Origin of the sequence: uncultured Maritalea sp. (assembly GCF_937139385.1) — a bacterium.
GTDB classification, from domain to species: domain Bacteria; phylum Pseudomonadota; class Alphaproteobacteria; order Rhizobiales; family Devosiaceae; genus Maritalea; species Maritalea porphyrae_A.
Map to the genome: position 1 here is coordinate 1 of NZ_CAKZPW010000379.1, position 13,709 is coordinate 13,709.

Here is a 13,709-nt window from a genome sequence, read left to right on the forward strand (position 1 = left end):
TGACCGAGGGTCCCCTGCCAACGCCAATGACAGTGTTAAGGCAAAGGAGCAGTAATCATGTCTGATATCACTCAACGGCAAAAGCTTCGCCCAAAATATAAACTAAGCAAAATTATCAAGAGCGTGCCCTTTGCCATCGCCATGTTGCTCGTAGGCGTTGCCTTATTGGATTTTGCGCAATTGCCAGCCATTGTGCAATTCGCCATCCGCGCATTTATGGGCACCTTGCCGTTTATCCTGTTCGCGGTGTTGATGATTGGTTATTTGAAAGCCACAGGCTCAGAAAGCATGATTGGCAGGGCATTTGCGGGGCGTGAAATTCAGGCGATTTTTTTGGCCGCCCTCATCGGTGGGCTTGCCCCATTTTGCTCGTGCGAAGTTATCCCCTTTATCGCCGGACTATTGGCCGTTGGTGCGCCCCTTTCTGCTGTTATGGCATTTTGGTTGGCTTCACCGCTCATTGACCCACCAACTTTCATTATTACTGTGTCCGAACTTGGTTGGGAATTTGCTCTTTCGCGGGCTGTCTTTGCTGTATCCTTGGGCTTGATGGGTGGGTTTGTGATCAAAATGATTGGCAGACGCGGCGCCATCGCAGACCCTTTGCGTGAAGACTACAAAGCCTCAACATGTGGGGCGAACAGATTTAAGGGTAAGCCGAAATGGGCGTTCTGGACTGAACAAGAACGGGTGCAGGTGTTTCGCAAAGAAGGCATCACCAATCTGTTGTTCTTGGGCCAATGGTTGGCGCTTGCCTACGTCATTGAAGCTTTGTTCGTGACCTATGTGCCTGCAGAACTTGTGGCGCAAGTGCTGGGCGGCGAAGGCATCCGCACAATTGGTCTTGCCGCTTTGGTGGGTGCGCCCGCTTACTTGAATGGCTATGCGGCCATTCCATTGATCGCAGGACTATTAGACCAGGGCATGAGCCAAGGCGCAGCGATGGCCTTTATGATTGCGGGGCCGGTCACTTCAATCCCTGCCATGATGGCGGTGATGTCACTGGTCAAAAAACAAGTATTTGCCGCTTATTTAATGTTTGCAATTGTTGGGGCGGTGTTATTCGGCTTGGTGTTCCAATATGCAAATGGCTTCGTGGGTTGACCCTAACCAAATCCCTTTGAGCCTAAAAGTGCGCCTCCGTTTGGGGGCGCATTTTGTTTTGAGGGCTGTAGTGCTAGTATTTGCCTAGAAGCTTTGGGAGGAGCGCATGCAAAATAGTCAGTTCATAGCCCAATTGTTGGGTCCGATTTATTTGGCCATTGGTGTTGGTGGGTTTGTGAACCGTGCCCACTATATTGAATTGGTCAAATCCTTCAAAGCAACGCTTGTCATACAGCTTTTGTCGGGTGTTTTGTCGTTGCTTGTTGGGTTGTTGATTGTGCTATTCCACAATCACTGGGTTGCAGATTGGCCTGCACTCATCACGATGTTTGGCTGGATTGGTTTGCTGAAAGGTGTTTCTTTGTTGGTTCTGCCTGTGTCAACCGGTGTGGGTTTGGTGTCATCCTTTGCTTAGCATGCTGGTCTTATCAACGTGATGATGGCCTTTTGCGTTTTGATTGGTGCTGTCTTTACCTACTTCGGTTATTTCGCCTAATGCGCCGATAATTCCAAAGTTGAATGGGGTAGTGCAGTTATTTCTTTGCACTGGCCCTGTTTGATCGTTAATCCTGTTGTCAGATCGTGGGTCAAAGACCCCAAACAACGACAACCGATGGAAGCCAACCCAAAAGAGGTTCGCGGCATCGACAAGGGGATAACGCATGTTTGTCAGCGTATTTGAAATATTTAAGGTCTCGATTGGGCCTTCGTCTTCGCACACTATGGGCCCAATGGTGGCCGCCAACCGCTTTATTGCGCATTTGGCCAAAAACAAGGGCCGTTTTGACCGGGGTGATGCTTGCACGGTGCAGTGTAAATTGCAGGGCTCCCTTGCCTTTACCGGCAAAGGCCACGCCACAGACCAGGCCGTTTTGTTTGGGCTTTGCGGGTTTTCGCCAGAAACGTTTGACCGCGCAGATTCTGAAGACAGAATGGTCAAGCTCAAGATTGGCAAAACCATTGAAATCGCGGACGGATTTGAAGCAGGTTTGGACCCGGAAACGGGTGTGATTTTTGACTATGACACGGTGGAAATGCCGCATCCTAATACGATGATTATTTCATTATTGGGGCCAGATGGCGACGTGCGGTTTGAAGAAACTTACCTTTCGATTGGCGGCGGTTTTGTGCTCACCAAATTTGAGCATGAGAACGTTGATAAACTTGAGAAAAAGGTAGAGGCCATTGCGATTCCATTTCCTTTCCACAGTGCAAAGGAAATGCTTGAGTTTGGTAAAAGGAGCGGCAAAACCATTGCTGAAATGAAACGCGCCAACGAGCTTACACGGATGAGTGAAACGGATCTCAACATAGGGCTTAAAAAGCTTTGGGCGGTGATGGATGACTGTGTTGAACGCGGGCTTGAAGGCAAGGGCATTTTGCCTGGTGGCCTAAATGTACGTCGTCGAGCCGCAGATGTGCGCGATAAGTTGGTTGAACAGCGGGGCAAAAACCAGCAAATGCCACATGTGGCGAATGATTGGATTTCGCTTTACGCGATGGCGGTGAACGAAGAAAACGCCGCAGGTGGCCAAGTTGTAACCTCGCCCACCAATGGGGCGGCGGGTGTTTTCCCTGCGGTTATCAAATACTATTTGAACCATGTGCCCGGCGCGACCATGGCCAAAGCAATGGATATGCTTTTGGTCGGTGCAGCGGTTGGCGGTTTGATTAAACACAACGCCTCGATTTCTGGCGCAGAAGTGGGTTGTCAGGGTGAAATCGGCTCAGCATCCGCAATGGCGGCTAGCGCGTTCTGCGCGGTGCTGGGTGGGACCAATGAACAAGTGGAAAACGCCGCTGAAATAGCGCTGGAACATCATTTGGGGATGACCTGTGATCCAATTGCAGGGCTTGTGCAGGTGCCTTGTATTGAACGCAATGGCATGGGCGCAATCAAGGCGATTGCGGCGGCGTCATTGGCGCTCAACGGTGATGGAGACCATATTGTGCCGCTCGATGCCTGCATCAAAACCATGTATGAAACGGGCAAGGACATGGACAGCCGCTATAAGGAAACCTCGCTTGGCGGGTTAAGTGTTGCGCTGCCCGCTTGTTGATTAGAACGGCTGATCGCCCTAAAGGTGGGTGATGAAACAGGCTCAGAAAATGGAAATGCTCAATGCGGATATGGTCCGCATTGGGGGTGGTGCCGTCGCTTTGCGCGACGATCGGGTTCAACGCCTATGGCAAGTTGAGCTTAAGCCTTTTTGTCTGTCAAAGTTTCAGGTCACCCAAGCACTCTATGCATCAGTTGTGGGCAAAAATCCCTCAAGTGTTTCTGGTGATCAACACCCGGTAGAAAACGTTTCTTGGTATGATGCGATTGCCTTTTGTAATGGCCTGTCAGACGCTCAAGGGCTTCAGCCCTGTTATGCAACGGGCGAAAATCAGGATGACGTTTTGATCAATCAAGACGCAAATGGATTTCGCTTGCCAACTGATGCGGAATGGCAGTTTGCAGCTTTGGGTGGTCAGGCGCAACCTCGGTATGGTGATGTTGAAGATGTGGCTTGGTACAAAGAAAACTCAAAGGGCAGAACTCACCCGGTGGGGCAAAAACAAGCCAATGCCTATGGGCCTTTCGACATGTTGGGCAATGTGTGGGAATGGTGCTTTGACGTCTATGATGCTGAGGTTTATGGCACTTATCGCGTGTTTCGCGGCGGCGGGTGGAACGATCCTGAGCGCGGGTGCCTAGCCACCAACCGAAGGCGCAGCCACCCAACATATGGCATTGACGATGTTGGATTTCGGTTGGCGCGGAACGGTTAGGGCTAATCCTTAACCGCCACAAATATCATCTCTGGCGAAGTAGCTGTGAATGGGCTTTGATCCCAGTCGCCATAGATGGTTTTAACTGAAAACCCAGCTTTGCGGAGTTGTTGGGTGATTTGATGGTGGGTGAAATAGCGCAAAGTTGAGATCGAAGTTTTGATCTCGCCATTGCGCAGGAATTCGTAGGTATTTGCGAAAGTCAGCAGCCCGTTTTTAAAGCTACGGACAGTGGTTTTGCACTCTATGTCGCCAAAATCGGTGCTTTGGTGCAGGTGTGTGTTTTTCTCCCAGTTTTCCCATGACTTTGCCAACGGGTTGCGGCTTTCAAAGATGAATTCTCCACCCTGTTTTAGCGTTCTTTGGATTGCCTGCAAAACTGTTGAAACCGCGGATTGATCCAAGAAAACTTGGAAGGCATGGCCCATGCAAATGGCAAGATCGACAGGTTTTATGGATGGCAGGTTTTCAGCGTCAGTCTGGTGCCACTGCACCAAGTCAGCGCCTATACTTTTTTGTGCTTGTTTTAGCATTTGAGGGGATGGCTCTATTGCGACAACGCGATGGCCTGCTTTGGCCAATGCGCAGGCCTGAATGCCCACACCCGCACCGACGTCTAAAATGCGTTTTGGGGTGGTGCTTGCCATCGCCATGTAGAAATCATTGTCTGGCGCCCAACTATTGAGTTCGCCATAGAGCGAAACAAGCACGGGATCGATATACTCTTGATTGAGGCTCGTCATAGTGCAGAACGGCTATCAGCCAGGCTGATCGTCCAAGAACTTCCAGCTATCGGCACCGTCAAAATGGCGCACCGGAATTTTGGTGATCACGTCAAGTTCAGCCATGTTTAGGTTTACAGCCGTTCGCCCTTTGCCTGGGGTCTTGGTGGATTGCCACATGATAGATGTGCCGCAGGTTTTGCATGTGCGGAAATCTAGGTCTTTGTCGCCATGGCTATAGCTGAGTGTGTTGGTATCATTTGCATTGATCGTGATATTGGCCGCGTCCGTATAAATCCATAGTGTGCCCAACCGGCGGCAAATCGAGCAATTGCAGCGCGTTGCCCACTTTGGTTGATCGCGAAATTGATAAGAAACAGCACCACAATGGCATTTACCTTCAATGGTCATCTAGATGCTTCCTATCGTCTTAAGGCGCGCGCGCGGGTGGATTTCATTTTGGCTCATCACCACGGTTTGTGGACGGAAGCGTTCAACGATAGCACGCACATGGGGCCGGATCGGTGGCGAAGTGATCAACACGGGCAATTCGCCCATTTGGGCCGCACTTTCAAATGCGGTTTGAATTTCTTGAATAAACTCATGCAAGCGAGATGGAGCCATGGCAAGGTGCCGTTCGGCGCCTTCGCCATGCAATGACTCGGTGAAGTCACGCTCCCAGTCTGGTGAAAGTGTGATTATCGGCAGGGTGCCATCGGGCGCGGCGTTGGCGGCGCATAATTGGCGCGCAAGACGAGAGCGTACATGTTCAGCGATCAGTTTTGCGGAGGTGAGGTTACCTGCAACTTCTGCAATGCCCTCTAATATTGAGGCAAGGTCGCGAATGGAAATACGCTCGGCCAGGAGGCTCTGCAATACCCGCTGGATGGTTGATACAGAGACCATATTCGGGACCATATCATCAACCAGCTTTTGCTGTTCTGCGGGCAAATTGTTCAAGAGTTCTTGAACATTTGCATAGCTTAGCAGATCAGACACATTGGTTTTGAGTACCTCGGTGAGGTGTGTAGAAATGACCGAAGATGGATCAACAATTGTATAGCCTTTGATCTCTGCTTCATCGCGCAAGCCAGAATCAACCCAAGTAGCTGGCAGGCCAAACGTCGGCTCGATCGTATGTTGACCGGGAAGGTCAATTTGCCCCCCCATTGGGTCCATCACCATATATTGGTCAGGGAACACATTGCCGTGGCCCGCTTCAACTTCTTTGATCCGCACCAGATAGTCATTTGGCTGCAGCTGCATATTATCCAGAATGCCCACAGATGGCATAATGATGCCCATATCGGTGGCCAGCTGGCGACGTAGGGCTTTGATTTGCTCGGTTAAGCGATCATTGCCCTGATCATCTTCTTTCACCAAAGACAAAAGTCCATAACCCAGTTCCAGCTTAAGCTCGTCCATCTTAAGCGAGTCAGTGATTGGAGGATCTTTTGGTGGTGCTTCTTTGGCAATTTTCTTAGCGGCCATTTCTGCCAGATCATTGTCAGCTTTGGCGTTTTTGTCTTTCGAAAATTTGAAAGCTAGGTAACCAGACCCGGCGGCAAGGCCCAGAAAAGGCAAAATCGGCATGCCAGGCAGCATGGCCATGATGGTCATCACTCCGGCAGTCATGCCTAGCGCCCGTGGATAGCCAGAAAACTGAGCTGCGAGCGCCTGATCGGCAGACCCGGTTACACCGGCTTTTGACACCAACAGACCAGCCGCGGTTGACACAACAAGCGCTGGAATTTGTGAAACCAAGCCGTCGCCAACGGTGAGCAGTGTATAGTTGTTGGCCGCATCGCCAAGTGACATTTGTTGTTGGGCAACACCAATAATGATACCCGCCGCGATGTTGATGAACGTAATCAACAAGCCTGCAATCGCATCTCCGCGCACAAATTTGGATGCACCATCCATGGCCCCAAAGAACGAGCTTTCGTCCTCAAGCGTTTTGCGCCGGGTGCGGGCTGTCTCTTCGTCGATCATACCAGCGGATAGATCCGCATCAATGGCCATTTGCTTGCCGGGCATCGCGTCCAAAGTAAAGCGGGCGGCAACTTCAGCGATCCGGCCAGAACCCTTGGTGATGACGATGAAGTTCACGATAATCAGGATGGCAAAAACGATAATCCCGATGATGAAATTGCCTTGCATGACAAAGTTGCCAAAGGCTTGAATCACGTTGCCAGCAGCATCGGTGCCAGCATGTCCGTTGGCCAAGATCAGACGTGTGGACGCCAGGTTGAGCGCCAAACGCATCATGGCCGCGATCAGCAGGACCGTGGGGAAGGCGGAAAACTCAAGTGGGGTGCGGATGAACAAAGTGGTCATCAAAATCAGCACCGAAAATACAATCGATATGGCCAGCAACATATCCAACACAATTGCCGGCATGGGCATGATTAGAACGAAAAGGATCGATACAACGCCGATGGCCAAAGCGATGTCGCCTTGGCGCAACATATCGAACATGCTTCCCAGAGACGGAAACGCTGATGCAGTTCTTACAGTTTTGGGTCTTGGCGCTTGAGAAGTGTCACTCATTTACCCATTGTTGCCTTTCACGCTGCGCCTGACGAGCGATTTTCACCCGGCGCGGGAATCTGTTCACCGTTATCTGCATATTGGTTCAGTTTGTTGCGCAATGTGCGAATAGAGATGCCCAAAATGTTGGAAGCGTGGGTGCGATTGCCCAAGCAATGGTCTAGCGTATCCAGAATCAATTCTTTTTCAACTTCAGCAACAGTGCGCCCCACCATTGCTCTGGAAATTGTTTCTGCTGCATTGGCAGCTTGAGCGGCAACTGAATTATCTTGGGCATTAGCACTTAAGCCTGAGCCGTCAGGCAGACTAATTGCATCCGCATCAATCTCGTCACCTGTGGCCAACAACACGGCGCGGTGGAGGGTGTTTTCCAGTTCGCGTACGTTGCCCGGCCATTGTGCTTTGACCAATTGTTGGCGCGCGTCCTCTGCTAGTGGGCGTTCTGGCACCCCATTGGCCACAGCATATTTTTTGATGAAATGTTCGGCCAAGGCAATAATATCACCCGGGCGTTCGCGAAGGGCGGGAATTTTAAGGTTCACCACGTTGAGGCGGAACAGTAAATCTTCGCGGAAATGGCCCTCTTTAACGCTCTCATCTAAATCGCGGTTGGAGGTGGCAAGAATGCGGATGTCCACCGGCACTGGTTTTGTGCCACCCACCCGATCAATGATGCGCTCTTGGATGGCGCGGAGTAATTTTGCTTGCAGACGGATGTCCATCTCGGAAATCTCGTCCAAAAGCAATGTGCCACCGTTTGCTTCTTCAAACTTGCCAATTCGGCGGGCAACCGCGCCGGTAAAGGCCCCCTTTTCGTGACCAAACAATTCGCTTTCCAGCAGGTTTTCAGGAATAGCGGCGCAGTTGATCGAGATAAAGGGTTTGGATGCACGTTTTGAACGGGCATGAACATATTTGGCAATGACTTCTTTGCCCGAGCCGCTCTCGCCTGTAATCAATATGCTGGCTTCTGAAGGGGCGATTTGATCGGCCAATTTGACCAATTTAGCCATGGATGGATCGCGATAAAGGAAGTCACTTGATTCCCTGGCCACGGCTGAAATAATTGCGGCAATCAACTCGGCGTCTGGGGGGAGTGGGATATATTCTTTTGCGCCAGCGCGAATGGCATTTACCGCTGCCGCTGCATTTGTTTCAGTACCACAAGCCACCACAGGAATGTGAATGCGTTCAGCTTCAAGTGCGGCCAAAAGGCCCGCAATGTCGGCCATCACGTCGGCAAGCAACAAGTCCGCGCCGCGTCCTGCGCGCAAGCTCGCCATCGCCACTTCAATTGTATCGGCATGTGCAACTTTTGCGCCACCATCCATAGCCAGTTTTGTGGCTTGGCTGAGTTGGCCCTCTAGTGCTCCGATAATCATTAAACGCATATTGTTTTCCTTGCTGGCTTAAATGTTCAAGGCTTAGCCAGCCTTAATGATTTCAGTCATGGTGATGCCGAGCTTGTCTTCAACAAGCACAATCTCGCCGCGCGCCACGAGACGAGAGTTCACATAAATATCAATGGCTTCGCCAACTTGCCGGTCAAGCTCAACAACAGAGCCTGCATCCATTTCAAGCAGTTGGGACACCGGCATTTTGGTGCGGCCTAGCACGGCCGAAATACGCACAGGTACATCAAAAACGGCCTCAAGATCGTCAGCCGTTCTTTCGCCGCCGTCTGATGACTTTGGCTTTTCTTGTGCTTCCATTTCTTCTAGGCCGTCCAGCATGGACGCTAGACCGTCGTCCGGGATTACGACAGAAGGGTCATCGGTGTCGCTCATTGGATTTCCTCTGGATGATTTGGTGTTTGGGTTGCGTCGTCAGCTGGTAGGTCATCCAGTGGCGCAACCTTTGGTGTTTTTTGAGAGACGAATTGCGTTACCTTTTGGTCGATCTCTTGTGCCAGATTCTCAAAATTGCGGGCAAGTCCGCCATCAGACCATTCGATGCGGCAGTCGCCCAAGGCAAATTCTGGTTCGCCCATGATGATCAATCGACCATCAAAACCGGCCTGGTGGGCCAATTGTTCAGTTATGGGTTTAATCTGATCCGAAAGCTGATCATTGCAGCGGATCACCAGATGGGCGGTGCTGCCTAACGAGGCGAGGCAATCCTCCAAAAGGGCCGTGATCTCTGGAGTTGGATTGTGTTCAACCAGATGAGCTGCCAATTTGTGGCCAATGGTTGCCGCCAGTTTTGTTGACTGGGCTAAATGATGTTTTTGGGCATTGTCTAGCGTTTTGAGAAAATCGGCTGATCGGTTCGCAAGTTGTTCAGTTGCCGCCGCAATTTGACGGCTGGTTTCGCTCAAGACGGATTTTTGGCCCTCTTCCAAACCCTCATTGAAACCTTGCTCGCGTGCTTGGGCGATCAGCAGATCAAGATCCTTTTCTTCCATAAGTTTCGTCTTGGCCGATGTTCTGGCTAAGTCGAGATCAAATGTGAATTTGGCGGGTTTGGTCATTAGCCAATCATTTCTTCGTCGGAGCCGTTTTTGGTGATCACAATTTCACCCTTGGCTGCAAGGTCTTTGGCAAGGTTGACCATGGCAGACTGGGCTTCATCCACATCTTTCAAGCGTACAGGACCCATGGCTTCCATATCATCTTGCAACATTTTGGCGGCGCGGGCTGACATGTTTTTCAAGAACAGATCTTTTGTAGAATCTGAAGCGCCTTTGAGACCCAATGTGAGCATTGGTTTTTCGATCGATTGCAACACGGTTTGGATGGCGGTGCCGTCCAAGTTGCCCAGGTCATCGAAGGTGAACATCAGTGATTTAATACGCTCAGCCGCTTCAATGTCGCGTTCTTCCAAATTGGTGAGAAAGCGCGCTTCTGTTTGGCGGTCAAAGGCGTTGAAAATATCTGCCATTTGCTCGTGACTATCACGGCGTCGGGTGTGCGAGAGGGTCGACATAAACTCTTTGCGGAGCGTGTCTTCGATTTTTTCAACGATTTCTTTTTGTACGGGCTCAATTGCCAACATGCGCTGAACAACGTCCATGGCCAGTTCTTCAGGCAAGCTGCCCAACACGCGAGAGGCGTGGTCTGTCGCGAGTTTGGTCAAGACGACCGAAATGGTTTGTGGATATTCGTTTTTGAGAAAACTCGCCAAAATGTCTTCTTGAACGTTTGAGAGTTTTTCCCAAATGTTGCGGCCAGCCGGGCCGCGAATTTCTTCCATAATCATTTCCACCCGATCTTTGGGCATAAATGAAAGCAGCAGGCGTTCCGTTGAATCAACAGAGCCATTTAGGTCGCCATTGGTGGTGACACCCATAACGAATTGGGCGAAGATTTTGTCGAGCATGTCTTGGGTGACTGCACCCATATTGGACATGGCGCGCGACAGTTGACGGATTTCAATGTCGTCTAACTCTTCAAAAATCGGTTTTCCGTAACCCGGACCGAGCGCCATCAACACCACTGCAGCGCGTTCATCGCCTTGCAGCTCTCGATCTTTTGCGGCTTCTCCAACTTCTAATTGTTGGCCAATGCCTTCTTTTGCAACTTCATTGGCCATGGTTTACGCCGCCTCCAAAAGCCAGTTACGGATAATCATTGAAGCTTGTTTTGGGTTTTCCTGTACGAGCGTGCCCACCCGTTCAATGGCTTCAATTTGCGCTTTGCCGAGGCTGCGTGCATCGTCAAGCCAAGCTTCTCGCGCTTCCTCTTCGGGAGATTTTGCGGCCAGATCACCGACAACGTTGCCCTCAGCATCCACAGCCTCTTGCGCGGTCACCAGCATTGGAGCTTCATCGGGTTCAAGAACTTTTTTGACCAATGGGCGCATAACGAAGAACACAAGTGCTAGGCCGATAAGCAAGGTTACGGCCATCTCAACTGCTGCAAACAGGTCATCGCGTGTAAAGTCAAATAGGCCAGCTTCGCTTGGTTCAAAGTTGAGTTCTGGACGTTCAGCGAACTGCATGTTGAGAACTTCGACCTGGTCGCCGCGGGTTTGGTCATAGCCTATGGCTGAGTTCACAAGTGAGCGGATTTGCTCGATTTCCGCGGCGGAGCGTGCGGTATATTCTGCAACGCCATCCGCGTTGGTTACGTAAAGTCCGTCAACAACCACTGCCACTGACAAGCGCTTGACGGCACCCGCTTCAACAACTTCCGTCTGGGTGGTCTTGGAAATCTCGTAGTTGATGGTTTCTTCGGTGGTGGCGGATTGTTCTGAGGCACCTGCGCCATCTCCTTGGTTGGCGGTTGCGCCGGGCAACTCATTGGCCACACTCACTTGGCCGCCGTTTGCTGCACCTTGTGAGTTGTTGTTGAGTTCTCGGGTTTGTGCTGAACGCACCACTTGGCCATTTGGATCAAAGCTTTCAGATGTGCGTGTGAAGCGATTCATATCGAGTTCTGCACTCACCTGCACACGTGCACGGCCTGCGCCGACCACATTAGACAACAATTGCTCAAGTCGCGTGCGCAGACGCGTTTCAATTGCCAATGTGCGTTCCTCACCAATTGCTGTGAGCGCGCTTTCTTGGCCGTCAGAACCTGAAGCGAGCAATTGCCCCGCACTATCTACAATGGACACCATGTTTGGGGTAAGACTATCGACCGCTGAAGCGACCAAGTGCTGCACTGAGCGAATTTCGCCAGCTGAAAGAACACCACGAACTTCAAGAACGATTGAAGCCGAGGGTTGTTTTGCTTCACGGCGAAACAATTCGCGTTCTGGCAAAACCAAGTGAACGCGGGCAGATTTGACACGGGTGAGGGATGAAATCGTGCGGGCCAATTCGCCTTCAAGGGCGCGCAAGTGATTGAGGTTTTGTACAAAGCTTGTGGCGCCAAGGGTGTTTTGTTGGTCAAAAATCTCGTAACCCACTTGGCCTTTGTTGGGTAAACCGCTTTCAGCCAAGCTCATGCGGATTGTGGTGATCTGGTCACGTGGCACCAAAATGCTTTCGCCGTCACCTTTGATCTCAAATTGCACGCCTATGGTGCGCAGTTCTTTGACGATGGCAGCCGAATCCTCAAATTCAAGTCCAGAATAAACCGGGGCCATTTGCGGAGATGTGACCCTGAAAATCAGAAACCCAAAGAATCCAACCATCAGCACCGCTGTTACGGCCATGGCAGCAACTCGGGCTATGCCCAACCGCGCCAGAAACTCGCCAAATCCGTTCACTCTTCCACCCAACTCAAAATATTGATTCCCAATCGAAAACGCGGGAAACATCCCGCTAGGCAAAAATTACCTAGGAGGTGGTAAACATAGTGTTAATCTTTGATGCAAAAGGGGCGTTTTGTGGGGAAAAATGTGCCGATCACGAAAAAGCCCGCGATAAACGCGGGCTATTTAACTCATACTGCAAAAGTGATTTGGGTTCAGCGACTTAATGGTCGCGGTAATGTTGAACCCATGTGGTGCGCAGGCCTGCTAGGCCATGTTTGTCGATGGCCGCTTGCCAGTTAAGGAACTCATCGACGCTTAACGTGTACCGGGTGCAGGCCTCTTCAAGGCTCAACAATCCTCCACGAACTGCGGCAACAACCTCAGCCTTGCGGCGGATTACCCATCTTCTGGTGTTTGTTGGTGGCAGATCAGCAATCGTTAGAGGGCTGCCATCTGGACCAATTACATATTTTACTCGTGGACGCATCTGTGCGGTCATTCTACTCACTACTCAAAAACCTGACCAATTATGTTTATAACCTAGCGTACCAGCCTTAAAATTTGACTAAGCCAATGGTTAGAATTGGTTAAGGGTGTTTGTTAAAGAATTAAGGAGAGTGAGGTGGGGAGCGCATTTTGCGCGTCATTTGATCGTTGATATCGCCATGGCCTGCTCAATAAGGGGAAAGACATGTGCGTGTGTGCTTTGGGCGACATTGATGCGCATAAACTCGGGTGCGGATTGGGATAGGCTAAAGGCGTTTCCGGGCGCGAGCACAATGCCAAGTTTCATGCCAGCGTCGGCAACTTTTGCCGCATCCAACCCATTTGGCAATTTGCACCACAAAAACATGCCAGCTTCAGGTTCGATCCATGGGACCAACCCGATTCTTTTAAGGTTTGCGCTGACGATTGTCCTTGCATCTGCAAGTTTTCCCCGTACACGGTTCATGTGTTTTCGGTATGAGCCATCCATAAGCACAGAATGGACCAGTTGGGCCGATAGGTTTGCGCCGCCGAATGATGTGGCAAGTTTTAGGTCCACAAGCTCCTCAATCCAGTCAGAACGCGCTGCGATATATCCACATCGAATAGAAGCGGTTAGGGTTTTGGAAAAGCTGCCTATGTGCAAAACGCGGTCCAGACCATCAAATGCGGCAAGACGTGTTGCTGGCTCTAACTCGAAATCAGCGAAAATATCGTCTTCAACGATTAAGAGATTGTGTTGATCCGCTATTTTGAGAAGGCGATGAGCCACGTGTGGTGCAAGCGTTGCCCCGGTTGGGTTGTGCAGCGCTGAATTGGTAATGTAGAGCCGAGGTGCGTGTGTTGAAAGGATCTTTTCAAACTGCTCTAGGTCCGGTCCTGATCGGGTATAGGGCACGCTGACAATGTTTGCGCGATGCACACGCAACA

At 50.8% G+C, this 13,709-nt stretch carries 14 protein-coding genes; 4 read left to right on the forward strand and 10 right to left on the reverse strand.

The features are described 5' to 3' along the window. Positions 1–57: 57 nt before the first annotated feature. The 4 genes from Q0231_RS15210 (at position 58) to Q0231_RS15225 (ending at position 3,879) form a co-directional block, all read left to right on the forward strand. A complete protein-coding gene (locus Q0231_RS15210) occupies positions 58–1,104 on the forward strand; it encodes a permease (protein WP_299348825.1) in 1,047 nt (348 codons plus the stop codon). A gap of 106 nt (positions 1,105–1,210) precedes the next feature. Further along, positions 1,211–1,519: a hypothetical protein gene (locus Q0231_RS15215; protein ID WP_299348827.1), complete on the forward strand. Its 309-nt coding sequence runs from the start codon at positions 1,211–1,213 to the stop codon at positions 1,517–1,519. 247 nt (positions 1,520–1,766) lie between these two features. After that, a complete protein-coding gene (locus tag Q0231_RS15220) occupies positions 1,767–3,164 on the forward strand; it encodes an L-serine ammonia-lyase (RefSeq protein ID WP_299348830.1) in 1,398 nt (465 codons plus the stop codon). Between the two features lie 31 nt (positions 3,165–3,195). Then, on the forward strand, positions 3,196–3,879 hold the full coding sequence (locus Q0231_RS15225) for an SUMF1/EgtB/PvdO family nonheme iron enzyme (RefSeq protein ID WP_299348833.1): 684 nt from the start codon (positions 3,196–3,198) through the stop codon (positions 3,877–3,879). Positions 3,880–3,881: 2 nt separating this feature from the next. On the opposite strand, the gene Q0231_RS15230 is transcribed toward Q0231_RS15225, so the two are convergent. The 10 genes from Q0231_RS15230 to Q0231_RS15275 form a co-directional block, all read right to left on the reverse strand. Beyond that, positions 3,882–4,622: a class I SAM-dependent methyltransferase gene (locus Q0231_RS15230; protein ID WP_299348836.1), complete on the reverse strand. Its 741-nt coding sequence runs from the start codon at positions 4,620–4,622 to the stop codon at positions 3,882–3,884. A gap of 15 nt (positions 4,623–4,637) precedes the next feature. After that, the gene (locus Q0231_RS15235; protein WP_269394783.1) at positions 4,638–5,012 is read right to left on the reverse strand and encodes a GFA family protein; all 375 of its coding nucleotides are present in this window, start codon (positions 5,010–5,012) and stop codon (positions 4,638–4,640) included. Then, positions 5,013–7,151 carry a flagellar biosynthesis protein FlhA gene (gene flhA, locus Q0231_RS15240; RefSeq protein ID WP_299348840.1) on the reverse strand — a complete coding sequence of 713 codons (2,139 nt, stop codon included), beginning with the start codon at positions 7,149–7,151 and terminating at the stop codon, positions 5,013–5,015. Positions 7,152–7,168: 17 nt separating this feature from the next. Further along, positions 7,169–8,542: a sigma-54 dependent transcriptional regulator gene (locus Q0231_RS15245; protein WP_269394781.1), complete on the reverse strand. Its 1,374-nt coding sequence runs from the start codon at positions 8,540–8,542 to the stop codon at positions 7,169–7,171. Positions 8,543–8,575: 33 nt separating this feature from the next. After that, positions 8,576–8,863 carry a flagellar motor switch protein FliN gene (gene fliN, locus Q0231_RS15250; RefSeq protein ID WP_269394980.1) on the reverse strand — a complete coding sequence of 96 codons (288 nt, stop codon included), beginning with the start codon at positions 8,861–8,863 and terminating at the stop codon, positions 8,576–8,578. A gap of 71 nt (positions 8,864–8,934) precedes the next feature. After that, entirely contained in the window at positions 8,935–9,621 is a 687-nt protein-coding gene (locus tag Q0231_RS15255) for a FliH/SctL family protein (protein ID WP_299348844.1), read from the reverse strand. Next, positions 9,621–10,682: a flagellar motor switch protein FliG gene (gene fliG, locus Q0231_RS15260; protein WP_269394779.1), complete on the reverse strand. Its 1,062-nt coding sequence runs from the start codon at positions 10,680–10,682 to the stop codon at positions 9,621–9,623. The genes Q0231_RS15255 and fliG overlap by 1 nt, the downstream gene beginning before the upstream one ends. A gap of 3 nt (positions 10,683–10,685) precedes the next feature. Then, on the reverse strand, positions 10,686–12,305 hold the full coding sequence (gene fliF / locus Q0231_RS15265; protein ID WP_299348847.1) for a flagellar basal-body MS-ring/collar protein FliF: 1,620 nt from the start codon (positions 12,303–12,305) through the stop codon (positions 10,686–10,688). Positions 12,306–12,513: 208 nt separating this feature from the next. Then, positions 12,514–12,792, reverse strand: a complete 279-nt coding sequence (locus Q0231_RS15270; RefSeq protein ID WP_269394777.1) for a DUF1153 domain-containing protein — start codon at positions 12,790–12,792, stop codon at positions 12,514–12,516. 144 nt (positions 12,793–12,936) lie between these two features. Then, positions 12,937–13,709: PLP-dependent aminotransferase family protein (locus Q0231_RS15275; protein ID WP_299348851.1), on the reverse strand; the 773-nt coding region annotated here is incomplete at its 5' end.

Bases quoted from the DNA above. Each gene is read 5' to 3' on its own strand.
- Q0231_RS15210 (WP_299348825.1), top strand. From the start codon at position 58: ATGTCTGATATCACTCAACGGCAAAAGCTTCGCCCAAAATATAAACTA.
- Q0231_RS15215 (WP_299348827.1), top strand. From the start codon at position 1,211: ATGCAAAATAGTCAGTTCATAGCCCAATTGTTGGGTCCGATTTATTTG.
- Q0231_RS15220 (WP_299348830.1), top strand. From the start codon at position 1,767: ATGTTTGTCAGCGTATTTGAAATATTTAAGGTCTCGATTGGGCCTTCG.
- Q0231_RS15225 (WP_299348833.1), top strand. From the start codon at position 3,196: ATGAAACAGGCTCAGAAAATGGAAATGCTCAATGCGGATATGGTCCGC.
- Q0231_RS15230 (WP_299348836.1), bottom strand. From the start codon at position 4,622: ATGACGAGCCTCAATCAAGAGTATATCGATCCCGTGCTTGTTTCGCTC.
- Q0231_RS15235 (WP_269394783.1), bottom strand. From the start codon at position 5,012: ATGACCATTGAAGGTAAATGCCATTGTGGTGCTGTTTCTTATCAATTT.
- flhA (WP_299348840.1), bottom strand. From the start codon at position 7,151: ATGAGTGACACTTCTCAAGCGCCAAGACCCAAAACTGTAAGAACTGCA.
- Q0231_RS15245 (WP_269394781.1), bottom strand. From the start codon at position 8,542: ATGCGTTTAATGATTATCGGAGCACTAGAGGGCCAACTCAGCCAAGCC.
- fliN (WP_269394980.1), bottom strand. From the start codon at position 8,863: ATGGAAGCACAAGAAAAGCCAAAGTCATCAGACGGCGGCGAAAGAACG.
- Q0231_RS15255 (WP_299348844.1), bottom strand. From the start codon at position 9,621: ATGACCAAACCCGCCAAATTCACATTTGATCTCGACTTAGCCAGAACA.
- fliG (WP_269394779.1), bottom strand. From the start codon at position 10,682: ATGGCCAATGAAGTTGCAAAAGAAGGCATTGGCCAACAATTAGAAGTT.
- Q0231_RS15270 (WP_269394777.1), bottom strand. From the start codon at position 12,792: ATGACCGCACAGATGCGTCCACGAGTAAAATATGTAATTGGTCCAGAT.